This window comes from Tigheibacillus halophilus (assembly GCF_042683165.1).
Lineage (GTDB): Bacteria > Bacillota > Bacilli > Bacillales > Amphibacillaceae > Tigheibacillus > Tigheibacillus halophilus.
Genome location: NZ_JBHUIZ010000018.1, coordinates 205130 through 220023 on the forward strand (window position 1 = coordinate 205130; position 14894 = coordinate 220023).

Genomic DNA, 14894 nt, shown 5'->3' on the forward strand with positions numbered 1-14894 from the left:
AACTTTAACCATTTCTTTGAAAAATTAGTTACAACGAAAAACAAATAGCTCAACTATTGGGCGCAGTTGTTAAAATAATCACTGTGCCTGAAGATAGAAAGGAGGGAGAAAAGTACATGCTGGGTTATTATAACAAGCTTTCTTCAGAGGTGTATGATATAGACAAATATATCGGCCTTTCATTTGGAGATGTAGAGTTCTACAGCAGCAGATTGGCTTCTTGTGGGGGGAATGTTCTCGAGCCCGGGACAGGTACTGGTCGGGTTCTTATTCCATTACTAGAAAAAGGATTGAAAGTTGATGGTTTTGATATATCCGAAGAAATGTTAAAAATTTGCCGTAATAACTGTGAAAATAGAGGGTTGCATCCAAAATTGTTTAAAGGGAAAATGGAGTCCTTTTCCTTGGACACTGAGTATGATGCGATTATTGTACCGACTGGAACATTTTTACTGCTGCATAAAAGAGAAGATTCTCTTAGCGCCTTGAAGAATTTCTATAACCATCTTTCAGATGGCGGCAAGCTTATCTTAGACATCTTTTTGCAAACTGATCTAACTGTTGGTAATGTATCGACGAGAACTTGGAAATCTCACAATGATGGAATTATCACTTTAGAAAGCAAAATAGTAGAAGTTGATTTTATCCGACAATATACAATATCTCATAATCGATATGAAAAATGGAATAATGGGCAGTTAACAGAAACAGAGCTAGAACGATTTCCACTCCGTTGGTATGGGGTTGAAGAGTTTAAAACGATCCTTGAACAGATCGGTTTTGAAGACATAATTATCTCCGCAGATTATAATCTCGGAAATTATCCTACAAATTCAACTCAGACAATTACCTTTGAAGCTATAGCTAATAAATAATTTTGCTGCCATCGAATGCTTTGGCATAATAAAAGCGTTTCAGAACTAGAATATGAGTATTGAATATTTTCTCCAAGCAACAATAGTTAAAATTCTTTAGAATCAGCAAGTTTTTAATTAAATTAACCCCGAATTAAGGGTGGGGACACGGAATGAAAATTAGTCAGCGAGAATTTAACGTTAACGAAATGACCTATGTAATTAGGTCTGCCGTAAATAAAGACGCAAAGGATTTGTCTCAAATCAGATTGTAAATCGATGGAGAGACTGAAAACCTTGATAGAGAAAAAGGTGAAGCGTTTATAGATGTTCAAGGTTTTGAAGAACTAATCAAATCCGATATAGAAAATAAGAAGAACCTTTTTTTAGTTGCTGAGATTCATGATAAGATTGTCGGATTTTCAAGATGTGAAGGAAATACTTTAATAAGATTTGCACACAAGGTAGAGTTCGGAGTTTGTGTCTTAAAAGATTATTGGGACTACGGCATTGGTAAAAACCTTTTAAAAGAATCAACTGCTTGGGCTGATACAAACGGAATTAAAAAATAACTTTAAATGTTCTTGAAACAAATAAGAAAGCGATAAGTCTCTATGAGAATTTTGGCTTTAAAACCGAAGGGGTTTTAAAAAATGACAAGGTTCTTTCCGATGGTGAATACTATAGCACCATTGATGGGAAGATTTAATGGGTGATGTATAGTGCAACTGGCGCCAATAATTTAATCGACATAGTGGTATAGTGCAAATTGAATTATTGTAATTTTGGAATCGTAGAGATCTAATTTGCATTGCACTCAACAAGGGAGAGACTAATTATTGTATAAAATGGTGTTTCTTATTTTCATGAGGCACTGTAACAATATAAATCAATTGAGTAGGCGAGGTTATGGGAGTCAGTTTAGTTAAAGCAATCGAAAGTGATGCACATTCTGTTCTGGAGATTCAAATAAAGGCCTTTAGCCCAATGTTGGAGAAATATAAAGACTATGAAACGAATCCAGCAAATGAAACTATCGACAGGGTAATAAAGAGAATAAATAGATCCGATGGAAGCTTTTATAAGATATTAGTTGATAACAAACTGGTCGGTGCTATTTGTGTTTTTTGGAAGAAAGATAAGCAGTTTTGGATTAGTCCCATGTTTATTTTACCTGCTTACCAAGGCAGAGGGATAGCTCAGCAGGCAATTATTTTAACTGAAGAAATGTTTCCCCAAGCGGCTAGTTGGGAATTAGCTACAATCCTGGAAGAGGATAGAAATTGTTATTTGTACGAAAAAATGGGTTACAAACAGACAGGAATTAGTAAAAAAATTAATAACAACACAACTCTTATTTTTTATAAAAAGGTTTGTTAGATAAAGCGGTGTTGTGATTGAAGCTGGTATGAATACTGTTTTACGAACATTTTTTATTTATACGGTGCAATATTTGATAACCGGAAGTCTGGTGAAATCACTTGAGTAGAATTGGAAAAGCTCCGTCAGAAGTCGTAGAAAGTTTCATTCCAATGGTCGATGTGATTGTAATCTAAAAGGGTGAAAATGAATCTGAGACAATAAAAATGAGGGGGAAGGGTTAACGCATGAAACAAGAAACAAAAAATCATGATTTCGAACGATATTGCGACGAGATGTTGAAAAGATACAGCGTACCTGGTTTTGCGATTGGATTAGCAAAAGATGGTGAATTGCATTATGAAAGAGGGGTTGGATTTCGTGATATGGAGGCAAAGCTGCCGTTATCAGCAGATACCGTTTTTGGCGTGGGTTCCATAACGAAGGCATTTACAGCCATTGCCATTCTTCAATTACAAGAGAAAGGAAAACTGTCTGTAACTGAACCTGTAACCAAATATTTGCCCGAATGGCAGATGTCGGATGAAAAGCAAACAAAACAAACGACAATCCATCATTTTTTGACACACACATCGGGCTTGCCGCCATTAGCGACTTTAATGGGCGCATTGAAGAAAAGTATGGAAAAGGATCCAATTTTCGAAGATGGCCAACCACAAGAGAATCCCTTGAATGCAGTCCAGGCTATTGATACATATTCGGAATTAATGGATGCTATTGCAAACACAGCATTCACACCGCTTGGGTCACCGGGGGCCGTGTTCAGTTATTCAAATGATGCCTATGCTCTATTAGGTGCCATCGTCGAACGCGTAAGCGGTAAACGGTATGAGCAATTTGTTAAGGATAATATTTTAGAGCCTGCTGGTATGCATAACAGTGGTTTTCAAATTGGGGAACTGGAAGGGTATGAAGATATAGCTGTCTTATATGACAGACGAAAGAAAAATGAGGAAGAAATGATATGCAGATCCAATAATCATTGGGATGCGCCAGCAATGCATGCAGCAGGATTTTTAAAGTCAACCGTGAATGATATACTAAAATTTACGGAAATTATTCGAAATGAAGGAAAGGTTGGCGGTGTACGGATTCTGTCGGCTGAGAGTGTTAGGGCGATGACGACACCATACATCCAATGTGAACTCGGGACCTATTATGGTTATGGCTTCATGATCATGCCGGATTTCTTTGGATACAAGCTCATTCATCATGGCGGTGATATTAAAGGGGTAACAGCTCAAATGAATATTCTTCCTGAGCTCGGTTTGACTGGAATATCACTTGCCAATCTAGCGGGTGCCCCATCTTCTAAACTACTTTTTGGTGCGTTCTCCAGATACGTGGACAAACCTATCGATTCTTCCCACTTTGATGCTGAGGTAGTTGATTTAACGTATGAAAGTTTACTGGAATATGCAGGAACTTTCATATCCGGCGAAGGTATGAAAATTGATTTCTATGTAGAAAATGGGAGGCTGCTTTTTGAAACAGCCGGATTTCCTGAAACAGCGCTTAAGCCAATAGGGAATGACAGGTTCTTATTTACCATGAGAGAAATGGATGCTACCATACATTTTGAGAGAAATAAGGACAGAAAGATTGATCGCGCTGAATTTGGATTCAGACAAATTCCAAAGGTAGATGGGGATATAAGATAAATTTGGTGAAGTTATAAGGTCTGCCGCATTATAATAGCTAAGAAATAAATAAACATTACAATGTTTCAATCCTGTTTTTGGCTTCCGCATTGCTTTTTCCGGTCTATTAAAAATGCATTGTGTTGCTCTGATCAATATTTCAGTAGTAATATTGTTGGTAGACTTAATTGAATCAAATGAATTAATCAATGGAGGATGGATCATGACAAAACACCGGATTTACACGATGAGCATTACAAGAGTTTATCCCCATTATATTTCGAAAGCGGAGAAAAAAGGACGCACAAAATCAGAAGTAGATGAAATTATCTGTTGGCTTACAGGGTATCGTCAGCAGGAGTTAGAAGGACAATTGGCAAAAGAGACGGATTTTGAAACCTTTTTTGCGGAAGCTCCTCAATTGAACCCTTCACGGGAATTGATTAAGGGTGTAGTTTGCGGCGTCCGAGTGGAAAATATCGAAGAACCGACAATGCGGGAAATTCGCTATTTGGATAAGTTGATTGATGAGTTGGCCAAGGGAAAAGCGATGGAGAAAATTTTACGGAAATAATTAAATCCAACGTCAATACTTATCTTTATCGAATCTGGGTAACGAAGCTGTGAATTGATTGATCTGATGGCAAAACGCTAAATTATATTGTTGAAGGTTAGGGTAAGTCTGAACCATTGCTTGGAAAAAAAACAGCTACCGTCACTGGTGCAAGCAGTGGTATTGGAACGGCAATAGCAAAACAACTTGTTGCAGCAGGTGCCAATGTAGTGCTTGGATACAAAAACGTTATGTGTTCAAGCAGACATGACGAAGCAAAACGATGCCAATTTTTTGGCAAAGCACACGATACAAGCTTTTGGAAGTGTCGATATTTATGTTAATAATGCTGGGAAAATAGGCTCTAGCAGGGCATATTGTCAATATCGCTTCTGATTCAGGATTTGAAGTCACGGAAAGACTTACAGTATATTGCGCAACGAAGTTTGCCGTACGCGCAATTTCAACCGGGCTGGAAAAAGAACTTGCTAAGACAGGCGTTCGTGTATCCAATATCTTGCCAGGTATGGTGGAACCCCCATTAAGCTCACGCAGTCCATTCGAAAGTGACCGGAAAAAACTTGAACTAGCTGATATTGCCCGGGCAGTATTGTGCCGTGACACAGCCAGATTATCTAAATGTAAATGAAATAACGGTCAGACCAGTTTAGCATATTGATTGCCAGGAGAGAGGGATATCTTCAGAAAGGATTGATACTCAGTATTAAAGAACTGCAGTTGGGTGGAAAAAGTATTATTTATACAAAAGTTGAAATATAACTAGGTGTAGGCACGTGAAATGCAAAACGAGATTATATTCCGCTGTGCTTTTTGTTGGAGAAGCGACCATGGGGGAAGTCATCCTTGCTTTAACAGATGTGTGTTAAGTTTGCGTTATGTAATTGCAGCATCAGGTATTTTTATGACAAAAAATAGGAGCTGATTGGGCATGATAAAGCAAATGTTGTTAAACGGGAACACTTTTCAGTATTTGGAGTATGGAGAACGTTCTGCTCCGCCGATAATAGCACTTCACGCTTTGGGAAAAAGTGCAGAATCTTGGAAGCAGATTGCTGCTGAATTAGGCGAAGAATATCGAATATTGGCTTTAGACCAACGAGGTCATGGCGGAAGTGAAAAAACTGGTGTATACTCCTTTGAGCTAATGTGCGATGATTTACTACTTTTTGCGAATACCTTGGATTTAAAACAATTTACGCTAATTGGTCATTCTATGGGAGGGACAGTATCCTACCTCTTTTCCGAAAAATATCCGTCCATGATTGATCGATTAATTGTTGAAGATACCCCTCCACCTTTTCCGGATAAACAAATTGACATTCCATCTGAACCATCTGAACCGGTGCCATTTGACTGGCAAGTTATACCATCTATTCTGCAGCAGCTTAATGAACCGAATCCCCAATGGTGGGACAGATTGAAAGATATCATCGCACCAACGCTAATTATAGGCGGCGGTAACAATAGCCATGTCCCTCAAAATAAGTTATATGAGGTTGCTGAACTTATACCAGATTGTAAGTTAGTGACCATCGAAGGTGCTGGTCACCATGTTCATGAAACGAATGTACCAGCTTACTTAAAAGCTGTAAAAAGCTTTCTTCAGCTACGATAGTTTGATGGTCGAATGCAGATTTAACTTTTGCTACAAGGTGTTTACCGCTCCACGCAATTGGATTGAATTACTTATTCAACAGCTGGATATGGGGTATCAGGGCTTCATCCATCGACCTTTTGAGCATTCTTATATCCTGCCCGTTTATGAAAGAATTACATAGTTAAGAACAGGCTTGTTTGATATTTCAAGAAAGCAACTGGGGCTCCTAGCTAGAGAGCTTTACTAGAGCACAGAGCAGATATTTGAAAAGCAATGATGGAATACATTTCCACTGGGTATTAAAGGGGGGCTTCATAATGGATCTGAAATTAGCTGAAGCACAAGTTACTGGATGGGCTAAAAAGTACTCACAAATATTGGGATTACACAAAACGAACATAAAGGCGATATATATCCATAACCCAGGAGGCTTTGTCAATCAATCTTTTCGATTATCTGATGGTGAAACAAGTCTGCATGTGAAATTTGCAGATGATCGAAGAGCCCCTCATCTTAAACAATGGGCAAGCCTTAACGAGTATTTATCGAAAAATCATCATTCACCAAGGCTGATACATGAAGTGGCAGAAGAGGTTTTGCCTGGTTTTAGATATGGCCTCGTTTTTGAATATATCAATGGTAAGCCGTTAGAAGACGTCGCCGAGCCATTGCCGGTTGTTCAAGAGGTGTTCAAGTCACTGAAACGAATCCACAGCGATACATATATCAAAAAGGTACTTGGTATGAAAGAGAAAACTACCCTTTCCGAGGCTTTTGTTGCGGAATATATCTCCCGATTTGAAGAGGATTTACTGATCATCCGTTCAGGAAGGAATTTGCTTGATTTTGTTTCCGATGAATCACTAGATTGGTTTTATTCTGAATTGCAAGCTTTGAAACAAATGGTTAGCCAGCTGCATTGTTTTCAAAGGCAGGCGGCCGATGTGGTACATAATGATCTGAATTGGCAAAACATCCTGGTGAATAATCAGAATCATTTTTGGATTATTGACTGGGATGATTTGACAGCAGCAGGAGATGCAGCAATGGATTATACTGTATTACTTTGGCCGTTTTATCGTTCAGAGGAGTGGCCAGCTTGGAAAAACAAAATGGCGTTGGTACTGGACAAAGAAATGGTAGAAAGAATGTCGGTTTATTTTAGGGCTAAGCTGCTTGATGATGTTATTGATGTTCTTGCCGATTATGTGGAGGCGGAGGGGTTTCCAGATGTGAAAGAAGCCGCACAATTACAAGCGAAGGAGACACATCTGTGTGCTTTTCAGACTTATAGAGAAAGATACGGGGACTCAAAAAACTGGGACAAGCCAATTGGATAACATCTTCATTTAGGCGGGCACGCTAGCATAATCCTTGCGATCATGGATTCGGCGCTATACCGAGTGTTGTTTATAGTTTCTTGCAATTGCAAAGAAGGAAAAATGCAAACGACATCTGTTTTTGGCAGCTGGTGTATACATGATTAAGCATCATATAGTATACTAATTTTTGACAGAGTTTATTTGCAGCAGGAGGACCTTAGATTGAAATCACCAGCGTATTCTTATATTTTTTTATTTTTGGGTGTATTTGCACTGTCGACATCGGCTATTTTTGTGAAATTAGCAGATGCTCCGGCAACAATCACTGCCTTTTATAGAATGTTTTTTTCGGCACTCATTCTGTTGCCGTTTTTAATGGGAAATAAGAATAACCGGAAAGAATTAGGCGCGTTAACAAGTAAACAGTGGGAGTTTGGCTTATTATCCGGCGTATTCCTCGCCGCGCATTACGGGTTGTGGTTCGCCTCGTTAGATTATACTTCGGTGGCCAGTTCAACCGTGATCGTTACACTGCAGCCGCTATTTTCTATGGCAGGCGGCTATTTTTTATTTAAAGAACACTTCACCAAAGGAGCGGTGTTAGGATGCATCATTGCGATCCTGGGCAGTGTCGTCATCGGTTGGCAGGATTTGCAAATCAGCGGGGAAGCGTTATTTGGCGACATACTGGCTTTTGTTGCTGCCGGATTGATTACAGCTTACTTTTTCATTGGTCAGCATGTCCGCAAAAAACTGTCACTTGTTCCTTATTCCATCATAGGTTATGCCAGCAGTGCTTTATTTCTAGCCATATTCGCAGCAGGACAGCAACAACCCTTTTTCGCTTATTCCGAAAAAACGTGGCTATATTTTATCGGGCTGGCATTTGTGGCAACGATATTGGGGCAGACCGTGTTTAATTGGCTTTTGAAATGGCTGAGCACCTCGATTGTTTCCATGAGTATATTGGGAGAGACAGTGGGTACTGTGCTGCTTGCTTATATTATTTTGGGTGAAGTCATTACGCTTCAGCAGGGAATCGGTATCCTGCTGATTTTATGCGGACTTGCATTATTTTTATTACAGCAGCGAGGGGTTAGGACGGAATAAACCAAACCAATAATACTACTGACTGTATGAAAGTACAATACAGTACTTTTAATAAACGGATACTTTTTGGGAGAGTGTCCGTTTTTATATATTGGCTAAAGTTTGGTGTAGCTTGTGATGAATAATACCATAAGTTGCAGATGAATTTTTTCCGTTTTCGAATACTTATTTCATTCGGAGGGTATTGTATAATTGTATATTGATTACTGCTATAATCCGCCGTTGTGAAAAAGCAATATCCTGCCATCTAATCAGACAAAGAAATGCTATATATGGAAAATAGTAAAATTGCCTTTTGAATGTGAACCACTATTATAAGCGAAAGGGGACTAACACATTGCATAAAGCGGAACGCATTAGAGTTTTGCAAGATGTAATAAAAATAAAATCGGTAAACGATAATGAATCAGAGGTAGCTGATTACTTAGCAGATCTATTTCAAAAATATGAGATTGAATCTGAAAAAATAAAATATAGTGAAGGCCGTGAAAGCTTAATAGCCACTTACAAAAAAGGTGAGGGTAAAGTTTTAGGGATCAGCGGACACGAAGATGTTGTGGCAGCTGGTGACGAAAGCGAATGGAAATTCCCGCCATTCTCAGCTGAAATCGAGGGTGACAAATTATACGGGCGAGGTTCAACAGATATGAAATCTGGTTTAGTAGCCTTAGCAATCGCTATGATTGAAATGAAAGAAGAAAACGCAGACATCAACGGTACACTGAAATTCATGGGAACTGTTGGCGAAGAAGTCGGTGAATTAGGTTCTGAACAATTAACTAAAGAAGGTTATGCAGACGATCTTGATGGATTGATTATTGGTGAACCAACAGGTTCAGCATTGATTTACACCCACAAAGGTTCCATGAACTATACAGTTGTTTCTCGTGGTAAATCCGCGCACAGTTCCATGCCTAAAGAAGGTATTAACGCCATTGCAAATATTAATGAATTTGTGACCCGCGCCAATGCAGAAATGCAAGCAGTCACGGATAAATACAAAAACGACGTATTAGGTGAAACTGCTCATTCTATTACCATCATCAATGGCGGGGATCAAGTGAACAGTATTCCTGCTATGACCACATTACAAGGTAATATTCGTACCATTCCTGAATTTGATAACAGCCAAGTTAAAGCATTGTTACAAGGTATTGTTGATGAATTGAACAAAAGGGATGGATTTAACCTGGAATTAATTGTCGATTATGATATTTATCCTGTAGAATCTAAATCTGATTCTGAACTAATTAAAGCCATCCAAGCTGTTTCAAATCAAGAATTGCCCGTAACCGGTATTTCACCAACGACAGATGCAGCTGCATTTACTAAAGCTGACAATGAATTCGACCTTGTCATTTATGGCCCTGGCGTTTCATATTTACCTCATCAAATAGACGAATACGTATCAATTGAAAACTACTTAGAAATGATTGACAATTACAAAGCGATTTACAAAGAATACTTGAAATAAATAAGTTGTTACACTTGATGATTACAAACACCCCCAATTAATCATAATTGGGGTGTTTTTTATAGACTACATTGCCAATTGCCAAAATCCTGGGGTTTAAGTTTATACAACTTTCTAAACTTGAACAAATACAAGAGAATTACTAACACCATACGTCAACGTAAATTTCAGAAATAATTATAACCTCATTTCGGTTACGGCGGATTTTACCATAAAGTAAATGAGGTTTTCTTCTGAAAAAGCCTATTCTAGACCAATAGCTTTTGGATAGGATTTTTTTAAGAATGTCTTGTTTATACTTAGATAGAAATATATTTATGAAATAGTCTTTGCAGCACAACAACTATCAAATGAATAAAGTCGTTGTCATATATAATTTTATTCAGGAGTGAGGCAAATGAATGAATATATACAGTTAATGATTGATTGGATCGAGGAAAATTTAAAAGTTGAATTTTCTCTAGAGAATTTAGCTAGTTATATGGGGTACTCCCCTTATTATTGTTCTTTTAAATTTCATCAGGTAACAGGTATTAGCATCAGACGCTATATTCTTCAAAGGAAGCTGTATTTATCTACGGAAGATTTAGCAAATAACCGGAAGATTATCGATATTGCTTTTGATTACCATTATTCATCCCAGGAAGCCTACAGCAGGGCTTTTAAAACAATTTTTGGTGTTAGTCCAAGAGAATTTCAACTCAATCAATTGCCTGTTCAATCATTTTCCAAGCTCATTATTCACCAGGGTGAGGATGGCTGTAGAATGAACATATCTAGAGAAACTGAGGTTGAACAATTAAAAAGAAGGAAAAGAGAACTATTTGATCAAGATGTACTGAACATATTAAACGGTCAAGTCATGTATAAGGAATTTAAAAATAAAAGGCTCATGGGAGATTCTGATTATGCTCCATTCAATGAAGCAATGTGCGTAAATGCGGTGACGACAACTATTTTCGATCATGCGTTTATTCAAACAAGAGCGGCAGGGCATGGTGAGTCTGAAGAAAATTACAGGAACAAGGTAATAGAGCCTTTAAACAATCTGTTCTTGAAAAAATATAACTATATTGTTTTATGGTTTGGAGAAGATATGTTTTGTCAGATGAATCTTCTCACGTTACTTGCCTATCTTGAACAGTCTCACTTTAAAGGTAAAGTTTATTTAAATAGCTTTAGAGATGATGAATTTAAAGTAAGCCAAACGGAGATTGCTTTGAGCGGTTATTATTCCGTCTATGTTGAAGTAATGGTCAACCTTATGAAACCAACAAATGAAGTACCTCCAGTGATGTATCAAGCAATAGGTTTATTTTTAGAAATGCAGACAGAAAACAACAGGGTCATAAAGTACATTTTAAAAAATAAACATTTACCTTCGTTCGAATTGCTTAAGCGATTATTCGAGGTTTTTCCAACATTAGGATATGGAGATTCACAATATAGAGAGTTAATTGATAAAATAAGTGAATGAATAAACCAAAAGTATTTAATTAAATAAAAGATCATTTAGACACATTATGATGGACCTTACCACAAATAAACTGAAAAGACAGTTGAGCAGCCTACGGTAAGTTAACCAATTACCGGTAGAATTTTTAACTTGCGAGACTGTGTATGGATATCCAGCTTGGATAGACTGTTCAAACATCTGTTTGAACAGTCTTTGCGCTTGTCAGGATCTGCTGAATCAGACTATTTTCATGAAAATAAAGACGTTATAAGAGACCGCTGGATTGAAATGTTGTAAAATGGGTTAAATCTAAGTAGGAGAACGATGTCCTTCATTTTGGAGGGGTACTTTTATAGCATTTTCACTTACAGCAAATACTGTTATTTTATTCTTTGCAAATTCATCAGTGAGATAATAAAAAAGTGATTGACTTTCTCCTTAGAGAGGTTTTAAATTAAGTTTTAATGTCTGTAAAAGGAGTTAGAGAGTATGGAGAAAAAGCAAACGATGGCACTCGTCATTGTATTATCAAATTTATTTTTGGCATTTTTAGGAATCAGCCTTGTGATTCCTGTTGTACCTACCATCATGGATGAATTGCATCTATCCGGTTCGGTGGTTGGGTATCTTGTTGCTGCCTTCGCTTTTTTACAGCTGCTGGTTTCGCCGATTGCAGGAAGATGGGTGGACCGTTTTGGCAGGAAAAGAATGATTGTGATTGGATTAGTCATCTTTGCTTTTTCTGAAATCCTGTTCGGTGTCGGTGAGGATGTAATCGTACTCTTTATTTCCCGTATGTTCGGCGGTGTCAGTGCGGCATTCATCATGCCGGCAGTTACGGCTTATATCGCTGATATCACTTCGTCTGATTATCGCCCGAAAGCCTTGGGGTATATGTCGGCAGCCATTTCGACCGGGTTTATTGTCGGTCCGGGTGTTGGCGGTTTTTTAGCGGGGATTGGAACAAGAGTGCCTTTCTTTGTTGCAGCGGGTTTTGCACTGCTTGCAGCAATATTGTCATTTATTCTGCTGAAAGAACCTGAGCGGCATGAAGATGATGTACAAATGGCAGGGGAACAAAAGGGTTGGAAAAAGATATTTATACCAATCTTTTTTATATCGTTCCTGATCATTTTCATTTCTTCCTTTGGCCTCTCAGCGTTTGAATCGCTGTTTTCGCTGTTTACAGACCGTAAATTCGGTTTTACCCCGAAAGATATTGCCATTATGATTACAGGAGGCGGTGTTCTTGGGGCTATATTTCAGGTTTTCTTCTTTGACCGTCTGGTAAAAAGATTTGGGGAAATTCTTCTGGTTAGGTACAGCCTGCTTTTTTCTACCTGCTTGGTGTTTTTGATGACAATTGTACACGCCTATTACGCTATATTGCTTGTGACAATAACGATTTTTATAGGCTTTGACTTAATGCGTCCGGCTGTCACCAATTATTTGTCAAGAATCGCAGGAAATGAGCAAGGATTTGCTGCTGGCATGAACTCGATGTTTACAAGTATCGGAAATGTTATCGGACCAGTAGTCGGCGGGCTTTTATTCGATGTGAATTTGGATTATCCTTTCTACTTTTCAACGCTTTTTCTGGCTATAGGCATTGGTATCACTTTTGCTTGGAAAGATCCTGAGAATGGCGGAGTGAATATCCCGGACAATGACTAATTTATGCCCTAATGACCTATCCTCCAGTGAAGCGGCAATAAACAAAATCCTAGCAAAGCAAGGAATAGAGACCCCAGGCGTCATGAGTGATTCATGTGCCTGGGGCTTTTGAAAAGAAAACTGATATCCATCTGTTCTTGACAGGAGCCGTGTTCAGCACCCGCCAGCTGGTAAATTTCACCCTGGTAAATGTGGTGACAAGCCTGCATGTAACTCCGGTCAATCCCGCTTTCATTGTTAAATAGGCATTCACGCTTTTTAAGTCATTCAATTGCAATGGATATGAGTTTTTTCTCTAGAAATTCATCCATACCATGGTGTCCGCCTTCTTTGGAATTTCCGGATTCCTTCATACCGCCGAATGGTGCTTCGGAGAGGGCAGGAAATACATCATTGACACCAACAATGCCATATTCCAGTTTCTCAGCTGTACGTAATGTCTTGCCTGTATTTTCTGTGAAAATATATGCCGCCAATCCATAATCAGTGTTATTCGCTTTCGCTATCGCCTCATCGTCATCAGAAAACAGTTGAATAGGGAAAAGTGGACCAAACGTTTCCTCGGTCATGATCGCCATGTCATCAGTTACTTCAGACAAGACAGTTGGCTGAAAATAGAAACCAGCTAATCCATTGGGGATAGCATTGAGATCGGAACCGCCGCAAACAATCTGGGCTCCTTTGCTCAGTGCATCATCATACTGTGCTTTCACCTTTTTAACAGCTTGCTCATTGATTAATGGTCCAAGATCGACACCTTCTTTCACACCGTTGCCTATTTGCAGTTGTTCAACCTTTTCCTTTAGTAATGCAGTGAAGGCTTCAGCAACCTTCTCATGGACATATAGACGGTTGGCGCAAATGCACGTTTGTCCATTATTTCGGAATTTGCTCGCCAGGGAAAGTGTTGCAGCCTTTTCGAGATCTGCATCGTCGAAAACGATGATTGGGGCGTGCCCACCAAGTTCCAATGACACCTTCTTCATTTGTTTGGCGCCTTCACTCATTAAATATTTTCCAGTTGCCGTGGAGCCGGTGAACGTAATCATTTTGACAGCTTTGCTGTTCAGCATTGCTTGACCAATAGCTTTCGCATCACCTGTCACCATATTGACCACACCGCCAGGCAGTCCGGCCTTCTCGAATATTTCCATGATAGCGATTGCCGATAATGGTGTCTCCGGTGATGGTTTCAACACAACGGTACATCCTGCAGCCAATGCCGGTGCGACTTTCCTTGTGATCATGGAAGAAGGGAAGTTCCACGGCGTGATCGCGCCCACTACCCCAATTGGCTGGCCAATGACAAGCATACGTTTGGAATTGGTCGAGGAAGGGAGCCATTCTCCATATCCTCTTGAAGCCTCCTCTGCGTACCAAAGAAGAAAACTTGCTGCACTTTTAATTTCCCCTTTTGCCTCCTGGAGAGGTTTACCTTGTTCCATTGTGAGAATTTCGCCGAGACGATCGACATCTTTCAGCATTAACTCATGGGCGCGATATAAATATCTGGATCGTTCCCGTCCGGTTTTTTTGCTCCAGTCGGAAAATGCAGCAGAGGCCGCAGCGATAGCCTGCTCAGTTTCCGATTTTCCGCCGTAAGATACCTTTGTGATATGTTCCAGTGTTGCCGGGTTGACAACTGATTCTGTCTGTTTTTGATCAACTTGATGCCATTCACCGTTGATGAACAGACTATTTGTAAACTCCTTGAATTCCATGAATTTTACCTCCTTAGAGACAACCTATATGAAGCAGTCCCTTCATGTATGCAATGCTTTAATACGCCAAAACACGTCAGGGCGGCGGGGAT

The 14894-nt window shown here is 39.1% G+C and carries 13 protein-coding genes and 1 pseudogene; 13 read left to right on the plus strand and 1 reads right to left on the minus strand.

Annotated elements, in window-relative coordinates:
* Window positions 1-116: 116 nt before the first annotated feature.
* The 13 genes and pseudogenes from ACFSMW_RS20000 to norA all read left to right on the plus strand — a co-directional run bounded on the left by ACFSMW_RS20000 (window position 117) and on the right by norA (window position 13081).
* The gene (locus tag ACFSMW_RS20000) at window positions 117-875 is read left to right on the plus strand and encodes a class I SAM-dependent methyltransferase (protein ID WP_390358076.1); all 759 of its coding nucleotides are present in this window, start codon (window positions 117-119) and stop codon (window positions 873-875) included.
* Between the two features lie 152 nt (window positions 876-1027).
* Window positions 1028-1570, plus strand: a pseudogene (locus ACFSMW_RS20005) (GNAT family N-acetyltransferase).
* A 193-nt stretch (window positions 1571-1763) separates the two neighbouring features.
* Complete coding sequence (locus tag ACFSMW_RS20010) at window positions 1764-2234, plus strand: GNAT family N-acetyltransferase (RefSeq protein ID WP_390358077.1); 471 nt, start codon at window positions 1764-1766, stop codon at window positions 2232-2234.
* 227 nt (window positions 2235-2461) lie between these two features.
* Window positions 2462-3895 carry a serine hydrolase gene (locus ACFSMW_RS20015; protein WP_390358078.1) on the plus strand — a complete coding sequence of 478 codons (1434 nt, stop codon included), beginning with the start codon at window positions 2462-2464 and terminating at the stop codon, window positions 3893-3895.
* Window positions 3896-4097: 202 nt separating this feature from the next.
* Window positions 4098-4448, plus strand: a complete 351-nt coding sequence (locus tag ACFSMW_RS20020; RefSeq protein ID WP_390358079.1) for a DUF2200 domain-containing protein — start codon at window positions 4098-4100, stop codon at window positions 4446-4448.
* A gap of 116 nt (window positions 4449-4564) precedes the next feature.
* Window positions 4565-4771 (plus strand): SDR family NAD(P)-dependent oxidoreductase, encoded by a 207-nt coding sequence (locus ACFSMW_RS20025; RefSeq protein WP_390358080.1) that lies wholly within the window; start codon window positions 4565-4567, stop codon window positions 4769-4771.
* Between the two features lie 41 nt (window positions 4772-4812).
* On the plus strand, window positions 4813-5076 hold the full coding sequence (locus ACFSMW_RS20030) for an SDR family oxidoreductase (protein ID WP_390358143.1): 264 nt from the start codon (window positions 4813-4815) through the stop codon (window positions 5074-5076).
* A gap of 300 nt (window positions 5077-5376) precedes the next feature.
* Window positions 5377-6063 (plus strand): alpha/beta fold hydrolase, encoded by a 687-nt coding sequence (locus ACFSMW_RS20035; protein WP_390358081.1) that lies wholly within the window; start codon window positions 5377-5379, stop codon window positions 6061-6063.
* Between the two features lie 299 nt (window positions 6064-6362).
* Window positions 6363-7385, plus strand: a complete 1023-nt coding sequence (locus tag ACFSMW_RS20040) for an aminoglycoside phosphotransferase family protein (protein ID WP_390358082.1) — start codon at window positions 6363-6365, stop codon at window positions 7383-7385.
* 204 nt (window positions 7386-7589) lie between these two features.
* Entirely contained in the window at window positions 7590-8477 is an 888-nt protein-coding gene (locus ACFSMW_RS20045; RefSeq protein WP_390358083.1) for a DMT family transporter, read from the plus strand.
* A 337-nt stretch (window positions 8478-8814) separates the two neighbouring features.
* Window positions 8815-9951, plus strand: a complete 1137-nt coding sequence (locus ACFSMW_RS20050; protein ID WP_390358084.1) for an ArgE/DapE family deacylase — start codon at window positions 8815-8817, stop codon at window positions 9949-9951.
* A gap of 397 nt (window positions 9952-10348) precedes the next feature.
* The gene (locus ACFSMW_RS20055) at window positions 10349-11428 is read left to right on the plus strand and encodes a helix-turn-helix transcriptional regulator (protein WP_390358085.1); all 1080 of its coding nucleotides are present in this window, start codon (window positions 10349-10351) and stop codon (window positions 11426-11428) included.
* 468 nt (window positions 11429-11896) lie between these two features.
* Window positions 11897-13081 carry a multidrug efflux MFS transporter NorA gene (gene norA / locus ACFSMW_RS20060; protein WP_390358086.1) on the plus strand — a complete coding sequence of 395 codons (1185 nt, stop codon included), beginning with the start codon at window positions 11897-11899 and terminating at the stop codon, window positions 13079-13081.
* A 263-nt stretch (window positions 13082-13344) separates the two neighbouring features.
* Here the strand turns inward: norA and ACFSMW_RS20065 are convergent, their stop codons facing one another.
* Window positions 13345-14802 (minus strand): NAD-dependent succinate-semialdehyde dehydrogenase, encoded by a 1458-nt coding sequence (locus tag ACFSMW_RS20065; RefSeq protein ID WP_390358087.1) that lies wholly within the window; start codon window positions 14800-14802, stop codon window positions 13345-13347.
* Between the last annotated feature and the right edge of the window lie 92 nt (window positions 14803-14894).